Annotated in this window: 18 protein-coding genes; 9 read left to right on the forward strand and 9 right to left on the reverse strand. The window is 64.4% G+C overall.

The features are described from left to right. The first annotated feature begins 67 nt into the window (after positions 1 to 67). Genes NKI19_RS05460 through NKI19_RS05470 form a run of 3 tightly spaced genes read left to right on the forward strand, consistent with a single transcriptional unit; the run spans position 68 to position 3,046 of the window. Positions 68 to 400 carry an ArsR/SmtB family transcription factor gene (locus NKI19_RS05460; protein WP_352490030.1) on the forward strand — a complete coding sequence of 111 codons (333 nt, stop codon included), beginning with the start codon at positions 68 to 70 and terminating at the stop codon, positions 398 to 400. A 43-nt stretch (positions 401 to 443) separates the two neighbouring features. Then, entirely contained in the window at positions 444 to 1,826 is a 1,383-nt protein-coding gene (locus NKI19_RS05465) for an NAD(P)-binding domain-containing protein (protein ID WP_352490031.1), read from the forward strand. Then, the gene (locus tag NKI19_RS05470) at positions 1,823 to 3,046 is read left to right on the forward strand and encodes an MFS transporter (protein WP_352490033.1); all 1,224 of its coding nucleotides are present in this window, start codon (positions 1,823 to 1,825) and stop codon (positions 3,044 to 3,046) included. The genes NKI19_RS05465 and NKI19_RS05470 overlap by 4 nt, the downstream gene beginning before the upstream one ends. Before the next feature lie 24 nt (positions 3,047 to 3,070). On the opposite strand, the gene NKI19_RS05475 is transcribed toward NKI19_RS05470, so the two are convergent. Together NKI19_RS05475 and NKI19_RS05480 are read right to left on the reverse strand one after the other, a co-directional pair. Further along, positions 3,071 to 3,295 (reverse strand): hypothetical protein, encoded by a 225-nt coding sequence (locus tag NKI19_RS05475; RefSeq protein ID WP_352490035.1) that lies wholly within the window; start codon positions 3,293 to 3,295, stop codon positions 3,071 to 3,073. Positions 3,296 to 3,526: 231 nt separating this feature from the next. Continuing rightward, positions 3,527 to 3,892 carry a VOC family protein gene (locus NKI19_RS05480; protein WP_352490037.1) on the reverse strand — a complete coding sequence of 122 codons (366 nt, stop codon included), beginning with the start codon at positions 3,890 to 3,892 and terminating at the stop codon, positions 3,527 to 3,529. On the opposite strand from NKI19_RS05480, the gene NKI19_RS05485 reads away from it, so the two are divergent. Beyond that, positions 3,887 to 4,348: a hypothetical protein gene (locus NKI19_RS05485; RefSeq protein WP_352564198.1), complete on the forward strand. Its 462-nt coding sequence runs from the start codon at positions 3,887 to 3,889 to the stop codon at positions 4,346 to 4,348. The two genes, NKI19_RS05480 and NKI19_RS05485, sit on opposite strands and share 6 nt — an antisense overlap. Positions 4,349 to 4,356: 8 nt before the next feature. After that, a complete protein-coding gene (locus tag NKI19_RS05490; RefSeq protein ID WP_352490041.1) occupies positions 4,357 to 5,268 on the forward strand; it encodes a sigma-70 family RNA polymerase sigma factor in 912 nt (303 codons plus the stop codon). A gap of 13 nt (positions 5,269 to 5,281) precedes the next feature. Here the strand turns inward: NKI19_RS05490 and dinB are convergent, their stop codons facing one another. The 5 genes from dinB to NKI19_RS05515 form a co-directional block, all read right to left on the reverse strand. After that, entirely contained in the window at positions 5,282 to 6,523 is a 1,242-nt protein-coding gene (gene dinB / locus NKI19_RS05495) for a DNA polymerase IV (protein WP_352490043.1), read from the reverse strand. Positions 6,524 to 6,650: 127 nt separating this feature from the next. Continuing rightward, positions 6,651 to 7,343 (reverse strand): riboflavin biosynthesis intermediates N-glycosidase, encoded by a 693-nt coding sequence (gene ybiA / locus NKI19_RS05500; RefSeq protein ID WP_352564200.1) that lies wholly within the window; start codon positions 7,341 to 7,343, stop codon positions 6,651 to 6,653. Further along, on the reverse strand, positions 7,318 to 7,818 hold the full coding sequence (locus NKI19_RS05505) for a hypothetical protein (RefSeq protein ID WP_352490047.1): 501 nt from the start codon (positions 7,816 to 7,818) through the stop codon (positions 7,318 to 7,320). The genes ybiA and NKI19_RS05505 overlap by 26 nt, the downstream gene beginning before the upstream one ends. A 123-nt stretch (positions 7,819 to 7,941) precedes the next feature. Continuing rightward, positions 7,942 to 8,400: a GNAT family N-acetyltransferase gene (locus tag NKI19_RS05510; protein WP_352490049.1), complete on the reverse strand. Its 459-nt coding sequence runs from the start codon at positions 8,398 to 8,400 to the stop codon at positions 7,942 to 7,944. A 67-nt stretch (positions 8,401 to 8,467) separates the two neighbouring features. Beyond that, positions 8,468 to 8,824 (reverse strand): hypothetical protein, encoded by a 357-nt coding sequence (locus NKI19_RS05515; protein ID WP_352490051.1) that lies wholly within the window; start codon positions 8,822 to 8,824, stop codon positions 8,468 to 8,470. 181 nt (positions 8,825 to 9,005) lie between these two features. On the opposite strand from NKI19_RS05515, the gene NKI19_RS05520 reads away from it, so the two are divergent. Further along, positions 9,006 to 9,302: a hypothetical protein gene (locus NKI19_RS05520; protein WP_352490052.1), complete on the forward strand. Its 297-nt coding sequence runs from the start codon at positions 9,006 to 9,008 to the stop codon at positions 9,300 to 9,302. Between the two features lie 219 nt (positions 9,303 to 9,521). Here NKI19_RS05520 and NKI19_RS05525 read toward each other — a convergent pair whose 3' ends face one another. Beyond that, on the reverse strand, positions 9,522 to 10,217 hold the full coding sequence (locus NKI19_RS05525; protein WP_292663302.1) for an XRE family transcriptional regulator: 696 nt from the start codon (positions 10,215 to 10,217) through the stop codon (positions 9,522 to 9,524). Between the two features lie 82 nt (positions 10,218 to 10,299). On the opposite strand from NKI19_RS05525, the gene NKI19_RS05530 reads away from it, so the two are divergent. From NKI19_RS05530 to NKI19_RS05540, 3 genes are all read left to right on the forward strand, one after another. Beyond that, complete coding sequence (locus NKI19_RS05530; RefSeq protein WP_352490054.1) at positions 10,300 to 10,698, forward strand: hypothetical protein; 399 nt, start codon at positions 10,300 to 10,302, stop codon at positions 10,696 to 10,698. Positions 10,699 to 10,767: 69 nt separating this feature from the next. After that, positions 10,768 to 11,403, forward strand: a complete 636-nt coding sequence (locus NKI19_RS05535; protein WP_352490056.1) for a GcrA cell cycle regulator — start codon at positions 10,768 to 10,770, stop codon at positions 11,401 to 11,403. A 61-nt stretch (positions 11,404 to 11,464) separates the two neighbouring features. Continuing rightward, a complete protein-coding gene (locus NKI19_RS05540) occupies positions 11,465 to 12,070 on the forward strand; it encodes a DUF6456 domain-containing protein (protein WP_352564202.1) in 606 nt (201 codons plus the stop codon). A gap of 43 nt (positions 12,071 to 12,113) precedes the next feature. Here NKI19_RS05540 and NKI19_RS05545 read toward each other — a convergent pair whose 3' ends face one another. After that, positions 12,114 to 12,422 (reverse strand): hypothetical protein, encoded by a 309-nt coding sequence (locus NKI19_RS05545; protein ID WP_292664589.1) that lies wholly within the window; start codon positions 12,420 to 12,422, stop codon positions 12,114 to 12,116. Between the last annotated feature and the right edge of the window lie 164 nt (positions 12,423 to 12,586).

Genomic DNA, 12,586 nt, shown 5'->3' on the forward strand with positions numbered 1-12,586 from the left:
ATCAGCTTATTTCGATCTTTGTCGAAATTCTCTTGACGTGCAGCGATTCTGGAAATAGCTTATTTCCATGAAACTCGAAAAAGCAGCCTCGCAACTTGAAGCCCTCGGCAGCCCGACGCGGTTGCAGCTCTATCGCACGCTGGTGCGGGCGGGCGATGAGGGGCTGCCGGTCGGGCGCATCCAGGACAGATTGGGCATCGCTGCCTCGACGCTGTCGCATCACCTCAAGCGGCTGGTCGACACCGGCCTGGTGACACAGGAGCGGCAGGCAACGACACTGATCTGCCGGGCCAACTATCCCGCCATGAATGGGCTTATCGGATACCTCGCAGACGAATGCTGCGCCGACGCCACCTGTGCGCCGGCGTCGGCGGAAGCGGCCGCCAAAACGGCGGCATGATTTTTTGGCATTATAATTCGAAATTACCGGAAGGATGGAAGATATGGAGATGATCGAAAAACTCACCGTCGCGGTGATCGGCGCCGGGCCGGTCGGCCTGGCGGCAGCGGTCCACCTCATCGCGCAAGGCATTCCTGTCAAAGTCTACGAAGCCGGCAATGCGGTTGCATCCAACCTCAGGGATTGGGGCCATGTCCGGGTGTTCACGCCCTGGCGCTATTGCGTCGATCAGGCGGCTAGAAACCTGCTCGAGGCGCATGACTGGCGGATGCCGGAGCCCGAGGCATTCCCGACCGCGGACGACCTTGTCGCGGATTATCTCGAGCCGCTTGCAAAGCTTCCGCAATTGTCGCCGGCGATCGAAACCGGCGCCCGGGTCGTCGGCATCTCGCGCTGGGGCGCCGACAAGGTGCTGAGCAAGGGACGCGAGAACCGGCCGTTCGTGCTGGTGGTCGAAACCGCCACCGGCACTAGGCGCGACAGCGCCCGTGCGGTCATCGATGCTTCGGGAACCTGGCAAATGCCGAACCCGCTCGGCGCCGGCGGAATTCCTGCAGAAGGCGAAGCCGAATATGCCGACCGCATCGCCTACGGCATACCCGATATTCTCGGCCGCGATCGCAGCCTTTATGCGGGGAAGACGACGCTGGTCGCCGGCTCCGGCCATTCGGCAGCCAATGCGGTGCTGGATCTCGCCAGCCTGGCAAACGTAGAACCCGGCACTGACTTCATCTGGACAACGCGCGGCACCGACCTGGTGCGCATTTATGGCGGCGGCGATGCCGACCAATTGCCGGCACGCGGCGAACTCGGCGCCGAAGTGCGCGAACTCGCCGAGAGCGGCGGCGTCAGGCTGGTGACGGGCTTTGCAGCCGTTTCGATCCGCGATGCCGACGGCCGGATGGTCGTCGAAGGCCAAACCAGGGACGGCTTGCAGGCGCTTGGCCCGGTCGACCGCATCGTCGCGGCGACCGGACAGCGCCCGGATCTGTCGCTGACCCGCGAGCTCCGGCTCGAGCTCGATCCGTGGTTGGAAAGCGTCAAGGCACTGGGGCCGTTGATCGATCCCAACGAACATTCCTGCGGCGACGTGCCGCCGCACGGCCACCGTGAGCTCAGCCATCCCGAGCACGGGTTCTATACGGTCGGCATCAAGAGCTATGGCCGCGCACCGACCTTCCTGCTGCTGACCGGATATGAGCAGGTCCGCTCGGTCGCGGCGGCGATCGCCGGCGACATGGTTGCGGCCGACAACGTCCAGCTCGTGCTGCCCGAGACCGGCATCTGCACCGTGCCGCGGATCGGCATTGCTGACAAAGGATGCTGCGGCGGTCCGGTGCCGGCAGCGGTGGAGGCCTGCTGCGTCGCCGACGCCGAGGCCAAGGCGATCGGCAAAAGCGGCTGTGGCAGCGGCGTCGCGGCATGAGCCTTTCGCCGCCTTCGCCGGCCATCTTGCGCAGCCGCGGCGCGATCATCACCGCGCTTGGCCTGACGCAGATCATGGCGTGGGGATCCTCCTACTATCTTCCCGCGGTCATCGCGCCGGCGGTCTCCTCCGATACCGGCTGGCCGCTGGCATGGGTTGTCGGCGGCCTGTCTCTCGGCTTGCTCGTGGCGGGATTGATCTCTCCGCGAGTCGGGTCGTCGATCGAGCGGCATGGCGGCCGCAATGTCCTGGCGTTCAGCGCCGGATGCATCGGGGTCGGCCAGGTTGGGCTGGCCGTTGCCCCCAACCTTGCGGCCTATATCGCTGCCTGGCTGGTCATCGGCCTGGGCATGGGGGCAGGGCTCTACGATGCCGCGTTTGCAACGCTTGGCCGCCGCTACGGCCATGGCGCGCGCTCCGCCATCACCGCGCTGACGCTGTTCGGCGGTTTTGCCAGCACGATCTGCTGGCCGATCTCGGCCTTGCTGCTACAGGAGGTCGGCTGGCGCGGCACCTGCCTGGTGTACGCGGCTGTTCAGTTGGTGATTGCGCTGCCGCTCTATCTCGTGATCCTGCCCCGCGAGGCGCCGAAACCGGCAATCAAACCGGGATTGAACCAGGTGACGCCGATCCTCGAAAACAATATCGATCCGTCGATCGTGATCGTGTTAGCCGCGACACTTACGCTTGCGGCGGTGATCTCCTCGACGCTGTCGGTGCATCTGCTCACAATCCTGCAAGGCAGCGGCATGGCGCTTGCTGCAGCCGTCGGGCTCGGCGCGCTGGTCGGCCCGTCCCAGGTGGCGGCGCGTGCGATCGAGATGACCATCGCACGCTACCACCATCCGATCCTGACCAAGTTCGCCTCGGTTACCTTCGTCGCGATCGGCGTTTCGGCGCTCTGGGCCGGTATGCCGATCATCCCGCTGGCGCTCGGCTTCTATGGCGCGGGCATCGGCCTGGAATCCATCGCGCGGGGGACGTTGCCGCTCGCGCTGTTCGGCTCGAACGGCTACGCGAAGCTGATGGGCCGCCTCGCCATGCCGAGCCTGATTGCCCAGGCGGCGGCACCCTCGGCCGGCGCATTGCTGCTGGAGCGCTTCGGCGCGCACGGGACGTTGGCCGCGCTTTCCGGCCTTGCGCTGGCCAACGTCATCCTCGCATGCGGCCTGGGGTGGCGGATGCTCCGCTGGCGGCAATCGCAGGTTCAAACTCGGTAGGATTTCGACCTGCGTTCAGCGCCGTCAACTGGAGAGCGGGAGATCGTCCAACGGATCGACAAGGAAGGACGCGGCAATCAGATCGTCCGCGTCGAGGCGCAGTGAACCTTTGGCGCCGCCCATGATGGCGGCAACCTTTTGAAACGTCTTGATCTCGTGCTCGGTAATCTGGGCACTCTGCATTCTGGATTTGAGGTCGGCAACGCGCAGCCCCAAACTGTGGGACATTCCGATTTTACGGTTCGACATGGTAAGATGCTCCTCCCCGGCCCATGTTTGTTTTGCCACCCGCCCTTATTCGCATTTCCTCCGCCTGCCTAAATATGAGGCATCGCGAATACAGCGCCCGAACGCCCGATGCAAGGGAAGGTTCCGGCGCGCAGAGGTCACGAAATAATAACAAGAAGGAAGCACGGCCGATGGTCCGGCCGGGGATAGGACTTAGGTACGACGCCCCGCCAGACAGAGGGCTCCGGTGGCTTATCGGCTGGCCAGGACCATGCGGTTGCCTTCGCTGTCGCGAAACTCCGCCACCGTGCGCCCCGGCTGCCACGTCGCCTCATGCGGTTCGGTGACGATCTCGACGCCGCCCGCCTTCAGCGCCGCGATCATTGCTGCGACATTTTCGTCGACCAGCACCAATACGAGCTCCGCGCCGGGGGTTTCGTCGGCGCGCCTGATGAAATGCAGGTTCGTCACGGCATGCGGAAACGCCAGCTCGATCCAGCGCCAGCCGTCATCGCCCATCTTCTGGTCGGCCATGACCTGACAGGCGAGATGCCTGGTGTAGAACGCCTTGGCGCGGTCCTGGTCGAACACCGGTAGCTCGGCAAACTGGATATGCATGATCGTCGCTCCTGCTTGATGGCTGCCGCGCAGCCGCCCACGCGCGAAAGACGATGCGGGCAACCGAAAAGATTCTTCGGCAAGGAGAATCTTTTCAGCGCAGCCGGTCGTCCTTCGTTCATGCCAACCAGTCGGGAGACGACGATGAACTACGCGCTCATTCGATACGGTGTGAACCAAGCCGACCTGGAAGATAACCGCGCGCTGGTCGAAAAGGTGTTCGAGGCGCTTGGCGATGCGGCACCGCCGACGGTGCGCTACCTGGTGCTCGAGCTGGACGACGGCTCGTTCGTCCATATCGTCGGCCAGGACGGCGATTCGTCGGCGCTGACCGGGCTTGCCGCCTTCAAGGCATTTGCGGAAAACCACGCCGAACGCCGTTCGACCCCGGCAATGCGATCGCCTGTCAAAGTCATCGGCAACTACCGTATGCTGGCGGATCAGAAAGCCGGGTAGAGCCTGCCATGCCGCTCGCGCAGAAATGGGATGCTACGCCGAAAATGAACAGGGCGACTTTGGAGGCGATGCTCGTCGGGTTGCGGCCAAGGCTGCATCGCTACTGCGCGCGCATGGCCGGCTCGGTGATCGACGGCGAGGATATCGTCCAGGAGGTGCTGATCAAGGCGCTACAGGCGATCGATGGCGGCGCCATGGTCGAACGGCCGGAGCAATGGCTGTTTCGCATTGCCCACAATGCCGCGCAGGATCACCTGCGGCGGCGCAATCGGGAAAGGTCGCGCATGACCGAGGCCGACATGAGCGTGATCGAAGATCCCTCCGGCAGCGCCGACAGCCGGCTCGCCGCCCAGACCGGCCTGCGCTCCTTCATGCAGCTTTCGGTGTCGCAGCGCAGCGCCGTGATCCTGGTCGACGTGCTCGGCCTCAGCCTGCATGAGACCTGCGAAGTGACCGGCGCGACGCTCGCCGCCACCAAGGCCGCGCTGCATCGCGGGCGGGCGCAGCTCAAGCTGCTGGCGCTGCAGCCCGAGCAGGCGCTCGCCCCGAGACTCGATGCCGACGACGAGCGCCGGCTGCGGCACTATGTCGACCTGTTCAACGCGCGCGACTTCGACGCGGTCAGGGCACTGATCGCCGAGGACGTCCGGCTCGATGTCGTCAACCGCGTCCGCCTGCGCGGCAAGGCCCAGGCGTCGACCTATTTCGGCAATTACGACCGTTTCAGCGACTGGACATTGTCGCTCGGCTTCGTCGACGGCAGGCCGGCGATCCTCATCCGCGACCCGCAAGCGGCCGACGGCGCCGTGCGCGGCTTCATGCTGGTCGAATGGGCGGGCGATGAGGTCATCCAGATCCGCGACTTCCGCTATGCACCGTGGTGCCTGGTCGATGCGGAGATTGAAACGGTCGAAGGGTGAAAACCCGGCCCATTCACAACTCCTTTTCGGCCAGCTCGCGAAAGGCGTCGGGAACCGACCGCTGTAGTCCGAGCGCGACCGAGGCATAGCCGACCGCCTCCCAGCCGAAGCGGTCGCGGATCTTGTCGATGGCGCGATCCGCGGTCCAGCGCGCCGCGCCCTTCCGGGTACCGGGGCGGCGGCGGTCATCGTCGAGCCCGAGCGGCAGTTCCAGTTGCAGGCCGGCATGCTGCTCCAGATGCGATACGGCGATCGCCAGCAGCGAGATGGTCTTTTCGTGCGGATGGTCGATGAGCACCTTGCGCACCAGCGCCTCGGCGATCTCGGCCAGCATGGCGGTTGCCGATATCGGCTGATCGAGCGTGATCGAGCGCGTCACCGAGCGCAAATCGGCAAAGCGGACGCGAACCGTGACGGTGCGGCCGGGCCGGGATTTTGCCCGCAACCTCGTGGCGACCCTGTCGGCCAGATGCAGCAAAGCGGGTACGAAGACGTCCTCGTCGGCCGGTTTTCGGCCAAGCGCCGATTGCGCGCCGGCCGATCGCGCGCGGCGCTGCGTCTCGAGCTTGCGCGGATCGCGGTTCCACGCCAGCGCGTTGAGTTTTTCTCCGGCCGCCGGCCCGAGCAGGCGCTCAAGCGCGCCACTGTTGGTCTTGGCCAGCTCGCCGATGGTGTTGACGCCGATGCCGGCCAGCCGTTCCCTGGTGACCGGGCCGACACCCCACATCAGCTCGACCGGCAGGTGGTGCAGGAACTCCAGCTCGTGGCGCGGATCGACCACCACCAGCCCGTCGGGCTTTGCGACCTGTGACGCGATCTTGGCCAGATGCTTGGTGCGGGCTACGCCGACCGAGATCGGCAAGCCGAGTTCGGCCCGCACGCGGCGGCGGATCTTGCCGGCGATCTCGGCCGGCGAGCCGAACAAATGGGTGCAGCCGGCGACGTCGGCAAAGGCCTCGTCGATCGAAATCCGCTCGACCACCGGCGTGAAATCGCCGAGCACCTTGATCGCCGCATCGCCCAGCCGCTGATAATCCTTGAAATGGCCGCCGACGAAGATGAGTTGCGGGCAGAGTTCCCGCGCCCGCCGTCCCGGCATGCCGCCGCGCACGCCGAACGCCTTGGCTTCATAGGATGCGGCAAGCACGACCCCGCCGCCGACGGCAATCGGCTTGCCGCGCAAGGCCGGGTCGAGCAATTGTTCGACCGAAGCATAGAAGGCATCCAGATCCGCGTGGAGGATGTTGGCTTCCATCCGGCCCGTTCGCCCGCGGCGGCTCGAACGCCGCATTGTCTCGAGTTGTGATAGGAACATAAAGAGAACATTGCCGGCGGATTGTCAAGCAGCGGAAGCTGCCGCAGAGACGGGCGGTCGGCAAAGTTCAGCCGCGCAGCCGATCGCGGGCCTGCATCAGCGCGAATCCCAACAGGTTCTCGCCGCGCCACAGCAGCGGGTTCACCGCCCTCTCGTCATCCGCCGCAAGACCGATACCCCACACCCGGTCGACAGGGCTCGCCTCGACCAGCACCTGGTCATGGGTCGACAGCAGATATTCGCGCAGCGCCGCGTTCTGACGGAACTTCTGAAAGCTTCCCTCAGTCACGATGCGATATTTGTCGGCATCCCATTTGGTGCCATCGAAGCCGCTCACCTGCCGGCCAAGCTGCTTTGCCTGCTTGGGGCCCGTCGCCCTGAGGATTTGGGTTACCGTCTGAGCATCACCGAACAGGCGTGCCTTCTCGGCCATCATCCAGTGTTCGGCAGTCGGATAGCTCAGGCCCTCGACGGTAAAGGGCGCATGCCACCACTGGCTGAAGCACGACGTGGTCATGCGGCCGTCCTTGGACGGCTGATGGCCCCAGAAGAACAGGAATTTCTGCCGGGCCTTTGCGCGAAAGGTTTTTTCAAGCCAGGTTCGGTCGTAAATCATGGGCGGATGGAGCAGGGCGAAAGGCCGGCTTGTCAATGCTCGGCTGTGAACTCTTGCTCGCTGAGCCTGCGCATCACGCAGCCTATGTGTTTCGGTGCCGGGCCTAACGCCTGCAATGCTATACTGCGGTTCGGCAATCTGCATCGACGATGGATATTGTCTCCGCCCCACCCGGCCATGTGAAAACGTACTCGATACGCTTGATCCGGCGGCTGGCGAGCCATTTGCCCAGCGTCTTGCACTGCTCCGTATAAGCGCCCGATTCCCGAAGGCCTTTGAAGAAGATTTCGTCCAGCGGTTGCGTCGAGGACAGGTGGTAAGTGAGAAAGCGGTGAGAGAACGATACGTTCTCCATCGTTACGCTGTCCGTTGTCTGCGGCAGCCCTGCATTCATCCGAGCCAGATCAGCCCCCGTAAGGGCCGGCGCCGGAAGCCGGCCGAAATTAACGGACAGCGAGAGGACGATAATGAACAAAAAGGCTACAATGCCTATCTTGAACCACCATTGCAGGACCGCACCGACGATCGCGGCAAACAGGATCTGCACACCAATCCACGGAAGCCAATCGAGCGGATTCCAGTAAAGTTCTCCCCAAATCTCGTGCAGCACGTCAAGCATTTACACCCGCCAGTGGTACGCTAAGGACTGTCAGCCTCCCAGTCCGCCGGATTCTCGTACAAGTTTCGGGAAATGGCGGCAACGTATCGAAAACGGACAGCCCGCAAAAGGCGGAAAACCGACCTACAACCCCATCTTGTAGCCGAGATGACTGGCGGTGAAACTGAGGCGTTCGTAGAAAGCGTGCGCCTCCAGTCGACCTTTGTCCGTGGTGAGTTGGACGAAGCTGCAATTGCGCGAACGGCACACTTCAATCGCCCATTCGATCATCAGCTTGCCGACGCCGCGAGAGCGCCATTGCCGGGCGACGCGAACGCCTTCGATCTGGCCGCGCCATGCGCCTTTCCTCGAAATGCCTGGAAGGAAGCTGAGCTGCAGCGTTCCGACCACTTGCCCGGCCTCGACGGCCACGGCCAGCAACTGGTTGGGATCGGCATCGATTGCGCTGAAGGCATCGAGATAGGATGGCGCAAGCGGCGTGGACGGGTCTTCCCGGTCTGCGCCGAGCACATCGTCGGCAAGCATTGCAACGATCGCCGGCAGGTCGGGCGCCTGGGCACGACGGAATTCGATCTCGCTCATCGCGCGGAGACATACGGCGCGACGTCGGCGATCGCAATATCCGTTTTGACTTGCAAGGGGGGCGCCTTCAGGCGGTCTCGAGCGCCCAGAGACGATGGCCGTAGAGGCGGAAGAACCGGGCGAAGAGGCGCTGCTGCCTGGCGCGGGCGAGGTCGGCGGCGCGCCTTTCCTGCCGCCAGCGCGGCATGTTGTGGAACATCGCCAGGAAGCGTGCGGCGTCCTCGAGTGCCTCCTCGGCTGACTGCGCCGGGCGGATCGCCACCAGGAACAGAGCGCGGCTCGGCTTCATCTGGTCAATCGCCGCCTTGCGCTGGCGATGACCCTGGCGTGCCTTGCGGATGCCGTCCTGGCGGATGGCCGCGAAAGCGGCAAGCATGGCCGGGCTGTCGCCGCTATAGCCGCAGGCATGGGCGAACTGGTCCATCGTCGTCCGGCCGGCTGCGGTTCTGTGGCTCGCGCGGATTCCAGTCCCGCACCAGATATAAGCATAACTCAAATAATTGAACAAGTGAAACTTTCACGGTGATGTAGCGGAACCGACTCGACTCCGCTCTGAAAACCGATAATTATATGTGAACAAAGCAGGAACAATGATGGGGATGGCCATGGCATTGGTAGGCAAGGAAGCGACGATCGCCGATGTTGTGTCGATTGCCGTCGAGTGCATCGATTGCGGCCGAAACAGGTGGTGGAAGCCGGCTGAGCTCAAGCGGCATGGGGTGATGCCGGAGACACCGCTGGCCGCACTTTCAGGGCGCCTGATCTGCAAGGCCTGCAGGGCGGACGGCCTGCCGGGCGCCGCCGTTTCGATCCAGGCCGCCTTCATCGACGACCGGCAACGGACCCGCGCCGAGGCGCGGATGCTCAACGGCCGAGAGCTGGAGCAGTCGAGGCGGGCTTGAGGGGAGGGCGTGCTGCTCTTCCCTTCTCCCCTTGTGGGAGAAGGTGGCCGAGCGAAGCTCGGTCGGATGAGGGGTGTTGGACGGATCGCTGCTATGAAGACGTAAGGCTCTAAAAATCGTTCCGTATTTTTGACGCCGAGTTTCTTCGAGCACCCCTCATCCGGCTCGGCGCTGTGCGCCGATCCACCTTCTCCCACAAGGGGAGAAGGGAAAGCCCCCTCAATACCCTAGCAATTCCTTGAGCGGGATGACGCGGAAGACGTTCTTGATGGCGTAGCGGTTGAAGGTCAGCGTCTTCGGCGGGTTGTACTGTTCGACGATCAGCTCAGCGGCGGTGCGCTTGACCAGCTTCTTGATGAAGGCCTTGCCGTTTTGCTCGTTCTCCTCGGGCAGCGTCTCGATCACCACATGGTCGCCGGGCACGGCGTCGCGGCCGCCGCAATAGATCATCTCGCCGGGCTCGTAGCGCGGCACCATCGAATCGCTCAGCACGTGCAGCGCAAACACATTGCGCAGATGCCGGATCCCCGGCGGCCGCTGGACATAGCCGGCCGGCTGGCCATTGAAGGTGAAGTCGCCATCGTCGCCGCCGACGGCGGTGCCGAGAAGCTGGATGTCCATCGGCCCGGCGGGCAGGGGGCCGGGATCGGTGACGATCTCGGCATCGGCGACCGGTCCGGCATCTTCGAGGAAAACGACCTCGCCCTTGCCGAGTGCCACCGGGTCGACGCGCAGGAAAGCGGCGGTCTTCAAAAGGTTCTCGGTCTTGGGCAGGTTGCGCCCGGTCTCCCAATTGCCGACGGCAGCGACATCGGTGTCGTTGTGCTCGGCAATGTGGCGCATCACCAGGCCGCGCTGCTTGCGCGCCCGGCGGATCGCCGCTCCGACCTTGATCGACAGTGCAGTTTTCGCCATGGCTCCATCTGAGACATAAGATTCGGTTTCGTCTATGCAAGAATCACTTGCATTATGACTTGAGTTATGCTCTTATGTGGGCATGCACAAGTCGCTTCACCAGCTTTCGGTCATCGAATCCGCCGTTCAGCGCGCCGGCAGCGCTCGCTTGGGGGTGGTACCGCAAACGATCGCCAAGGCCGTGCATGTGCCAACCCTTTCCCCTTCGTCGCGGCTGTCCTCCTCCCCGGCCGGGGCGATGCCCGAGGCTCGCGCCTCGGATCCGGCAGCGCAAGCGGCCGGAACGGCCGGAGCCGTTCCCCTCACGGCTCCGGCCACGAATTACCTGCCGGCCGGCAATCCGGATGCTGCGGTTTCCTGCATCCGCACCGAAGACGGCACGGTCATCGCCTTCGACAAGCGGACGGGCAAGGCAGCGTCCGGCGCAACGAGGCAGGCGGCCGAGATGAAGCTCGATCGCAGCGGACCACGCGAAGGCTGACCGGCTTTCACGCCTGAGGCCGGCGAAGCCGGCGCCGCACACAACCACCTTTGCAGGGAACAAAACATCATGGCCGCCCGCTATTCCGCCTCGGAACTGGAACAAATCGAGAACTGGCTGATGAGCGGATTGTCGGCCGCGAAGATCGCTGCCCGGCTCGGTGCGCAGCGTCGTAGCCCGGTCTCACGCGCGGCCATCATCGGCATCGTCCACCGCACCGCCCGTTTGCGCACCATCGGCCTTGCCAGATCCAAGGGCCGGTGCGGCGGACGCTCGGGCGGCCGGCTCGGAAATTCGGCGCCTGAGCCATCAAATGCCGCAAGCCAAGCGGAGGCCGCTCCGAAGGCCGAGCCACGCTGCCGCCCCGCCAGGCTGTCGGCCAGGCTGGCGCCGCCGGCCTGGCAGCCGGGTCCGGCTCGGATCACCGGGAGCGATGGCGCGCCACTCGAAATGCCGGCGCCGCGCCCGATCGCCGCCGGCGGCCGCCAGCCGCATTTCGCCGCCATGCGCTTCATCGATTGCCTGTTCGAGCGCTGCCGCGCGCCGCTCGACACGACGCTGCAGGAGGATGCGGAAAACGACTCGCCCGGCAGCCGCCCCGGTTTGGACATGCTGTGCTGCGGACTGCGCACGAAGCCATCGAAAAGCTACTGCGCTTATCACGCGGCGCGCTTCCTGCGCACGCTGCCGGCCGAAGCGATTTGAGCCCGCTGGATGACGGAAGTTCGCCAGAGCCCGACGACGGAAAACCAGGAGGACCGAACCGATGAGCAACAAAACCGTCCAGAAGATCAAAGCCAGGCCGCCGAGATTGCCGAAAGGCGAGGCCGAGCAGGTGCGCATCCGCAAGGAGATCGGCCATGATTTCGCACTGAAGGACGACCGGTTCGGCCGCAAGCGGCTGGCCAAGGGGACGCAGGAGGGAGCGCGCCTCTATGAGGTCTCCAATGACGGCCACACCGCGACCGGCGGCATCGTTCGGGTGCGCAATGTCGACCCGCTGAGCGGCCTCACCTCGCTGTCGCGCCAGCAGCGCGAGGCGGGCATGCGCTACCGCCAGGATTTTCGCGACTCGTCCGAGGCAACCGCCAGGCCGATGGCCTGGGCCGAGCGCGTCGACGGCGGCCGCACCGGCAGCGGCGTCGCCGAACACATCCTGTCCGCCGGCCGCGACCATACCGAGGCCACCAGGGCGCTTGCCCATTGGGAGATCGCCGGCATCGTGCAAAAGGTCTGCTGTGCCGACGCAACGGTGAAAAGCCTGGCCGAACAGGCTGGCGAGCCGCGCGACGTGGTGGTGAAACTACTCAAGATCGGGCTCGACATATTGGCCGTGCACTACGGCATGATGCTGATGCGCAAGCCGAGATGAGTAACCCGCCGATCCGGCCGGCACTACCGGCCGGATCGATCCGTCAACGACGGCAGACACGGATTCTTTCGATAATCCGATGGTGATGACGCCAGTGCCTGATGACTTCGGTGTGACAGCGCCGGTGGTACCGGTACCGGTAGCGCGGCGCGTAGTCCTCGTTGTAGACATCATAGCGGTAACGGGGGACGTACTCATCGTCGTAATCGGAATACCGATGGTGGCGATAGTAATAGTCGTCGTCATAGCCGTTGCCGATACCGATCGTGACGCTGCCGCCGGCATTCGCCGGGCCGATCACGGAAGCCGCCGAGGCGATGGCGATCACCGAGGCAAGCAGGAGCTTCTTCATAGCTACCTCCTTCTTTAACGTCCCTCTAATAGAAAAACCCGCGAGGGGCAGCCTCGTTCCATAGATTGGCAAGATGTAACGAACGGACGAGCCCAAAGTTTAGCGCCTGCCGGCGCGAAAATGCCGCTGGCTGCGGCGGAGTTGGATCGCAGACGCAGCGTGGC

This window comes from Mesorhizobium sp. M0751, from assembly GCF_040320265.1.
Lineage (GTDB): Bacteria > Pseudomonadota > Alphaproteobacteria > Rhizobiales > Rhizobiaceae > Mesorhizobium.

Excerpts from the sequence above, each read along its gene's own strand:
- NKI19_RS05460 (WP_352490030.1), top strand. The coding sequence starts at position 68 with ATGAAACTCGAAAAAGCAGCCTCGCAACTTGAAGCCCTCGGCAGCCCG.
- NKI19_RS05465 (WP_352490031.1), top strand. The coding sequence starts at position 444 with ATGGAGATGATCGAAAAACTCACCGTCGCGGTGATCGGCGCCGGGCCG.
- NKI19_RS05470 (WP_352490033.1), top strand. The coding sequence starts at position 1,823 with ATGAGCCTTTCGCCGCCTTCGCCGGCCATCTTGCGCAGCCGCGGCGCG.
- NKI19_RS05475 (WP_352490035.1), bottom strand. The coding sequence starts at position 3,295 with ATGTCGAACCGTAAAATCGGAATGTCCCACAGTTTGGGGCTGCGCGTT.
- NKI19_RS05485 (WP_352564198.1), top strand. The coding sequence starts at position 3,887 with ATGCATGATCGTCGCTCCTGCTTGATGGCTGCCGCGCAGCCGCCCACG.
- NKI19_RS05480 (WP_352490037.1), bottom strand. The coding sequence starts at position 3,892 with ATGCATATCCAGTTTGCCGAGCTACCGGTGTTCGACCAGGACCGCGCC.
- NKI19_RS05490 (WP_352490041.1), top strand. The coding sequence starts at position 4,357 with ATGCCGCTCGCGCAGAAATGGGATGCTACGCCGAAAATGAACAGGGCG.
- dinB (WP_352490043.1), bottom strand. The coding sequence starts at position 6,523 with ATGGAAGCCAACATCCTCCACGCGGATCTGGATGCCTTCTATGCTTCG.
- ybiA (WP_352564200.1), bottom strand. The coding sequence starts at position 7,343 with ATGCAGATTGCCGAACCGCAGTATAGCATTGCAGGCGTTAGGCCCGGC.
- NKI19_RS05505 (WP_352490047.1), bottom strand. The coding sequence starts at position 7,818 with ATGCTTGACGTGCTGCACGAGATTTGGGGAGAACTTTACTGGAATCCG.
- NKI19_RS05510 (WP_352490049.1), bottom strand. The coding sequence starts at position 8,400 with ATGAGCGAGATCGAATTCCGTCGTGCCCAGGCGCCCGACCTGCCGGCG.
- NKI19_RS05515 (WP_352490051.1), bottom strand. The coding sequence starts at position 8,824 with ATGGACCAGTTCGCCCATGCCTGCGGCTATAGCGGCGACAGCCCGGCC.
- NKI19_RS05520 (WP_352490052.1), top strand. The coding sequence starts at position 9,006 with ATGGCATTGGTAGGCAAGGAAGCGACGATCGCCGATGTTGTGTCGATT.
- NKI19_RS05525 (WP_292663302.1), bottom strand. The coding sequence starts at position 10,217 with ATGGCGAAAACTGCACTGTCGATCAAGGTCGGAGCGGCGATCCGCCGG.
- NKI19_RS05530 (WP_352490054.1), top strand. The coding sequence starts at position 10,300 with ATGCACAAGTCGCTTCACCAGCTTTCGGTCATCGAATCCGCCGTTCAG.
- NKI19_RS05535 (WP_352490056.1), top strand. The coding sequence starts at position 10,768 with ATGGCCGCCCGCTATTCCGCCTCGGAACTGGAACAAATCGAGAACTGG.
- NKI19_RS05540 (WP_352564202.1), top strand. The coding sequence starts at position 11,465 with ATGAGCAACAAAACCGTCCAGAAGATCAAAGCCAGGCCGCCGAGATTG.
- NKI19_RS05545 (WP_292664589.1), bottom strand. The coding sequence starts at position 12,422 with ATGAAGAAGCTCCTGCTTGCCTCGGTGATCGCCATCGCCTCGGCGGCT.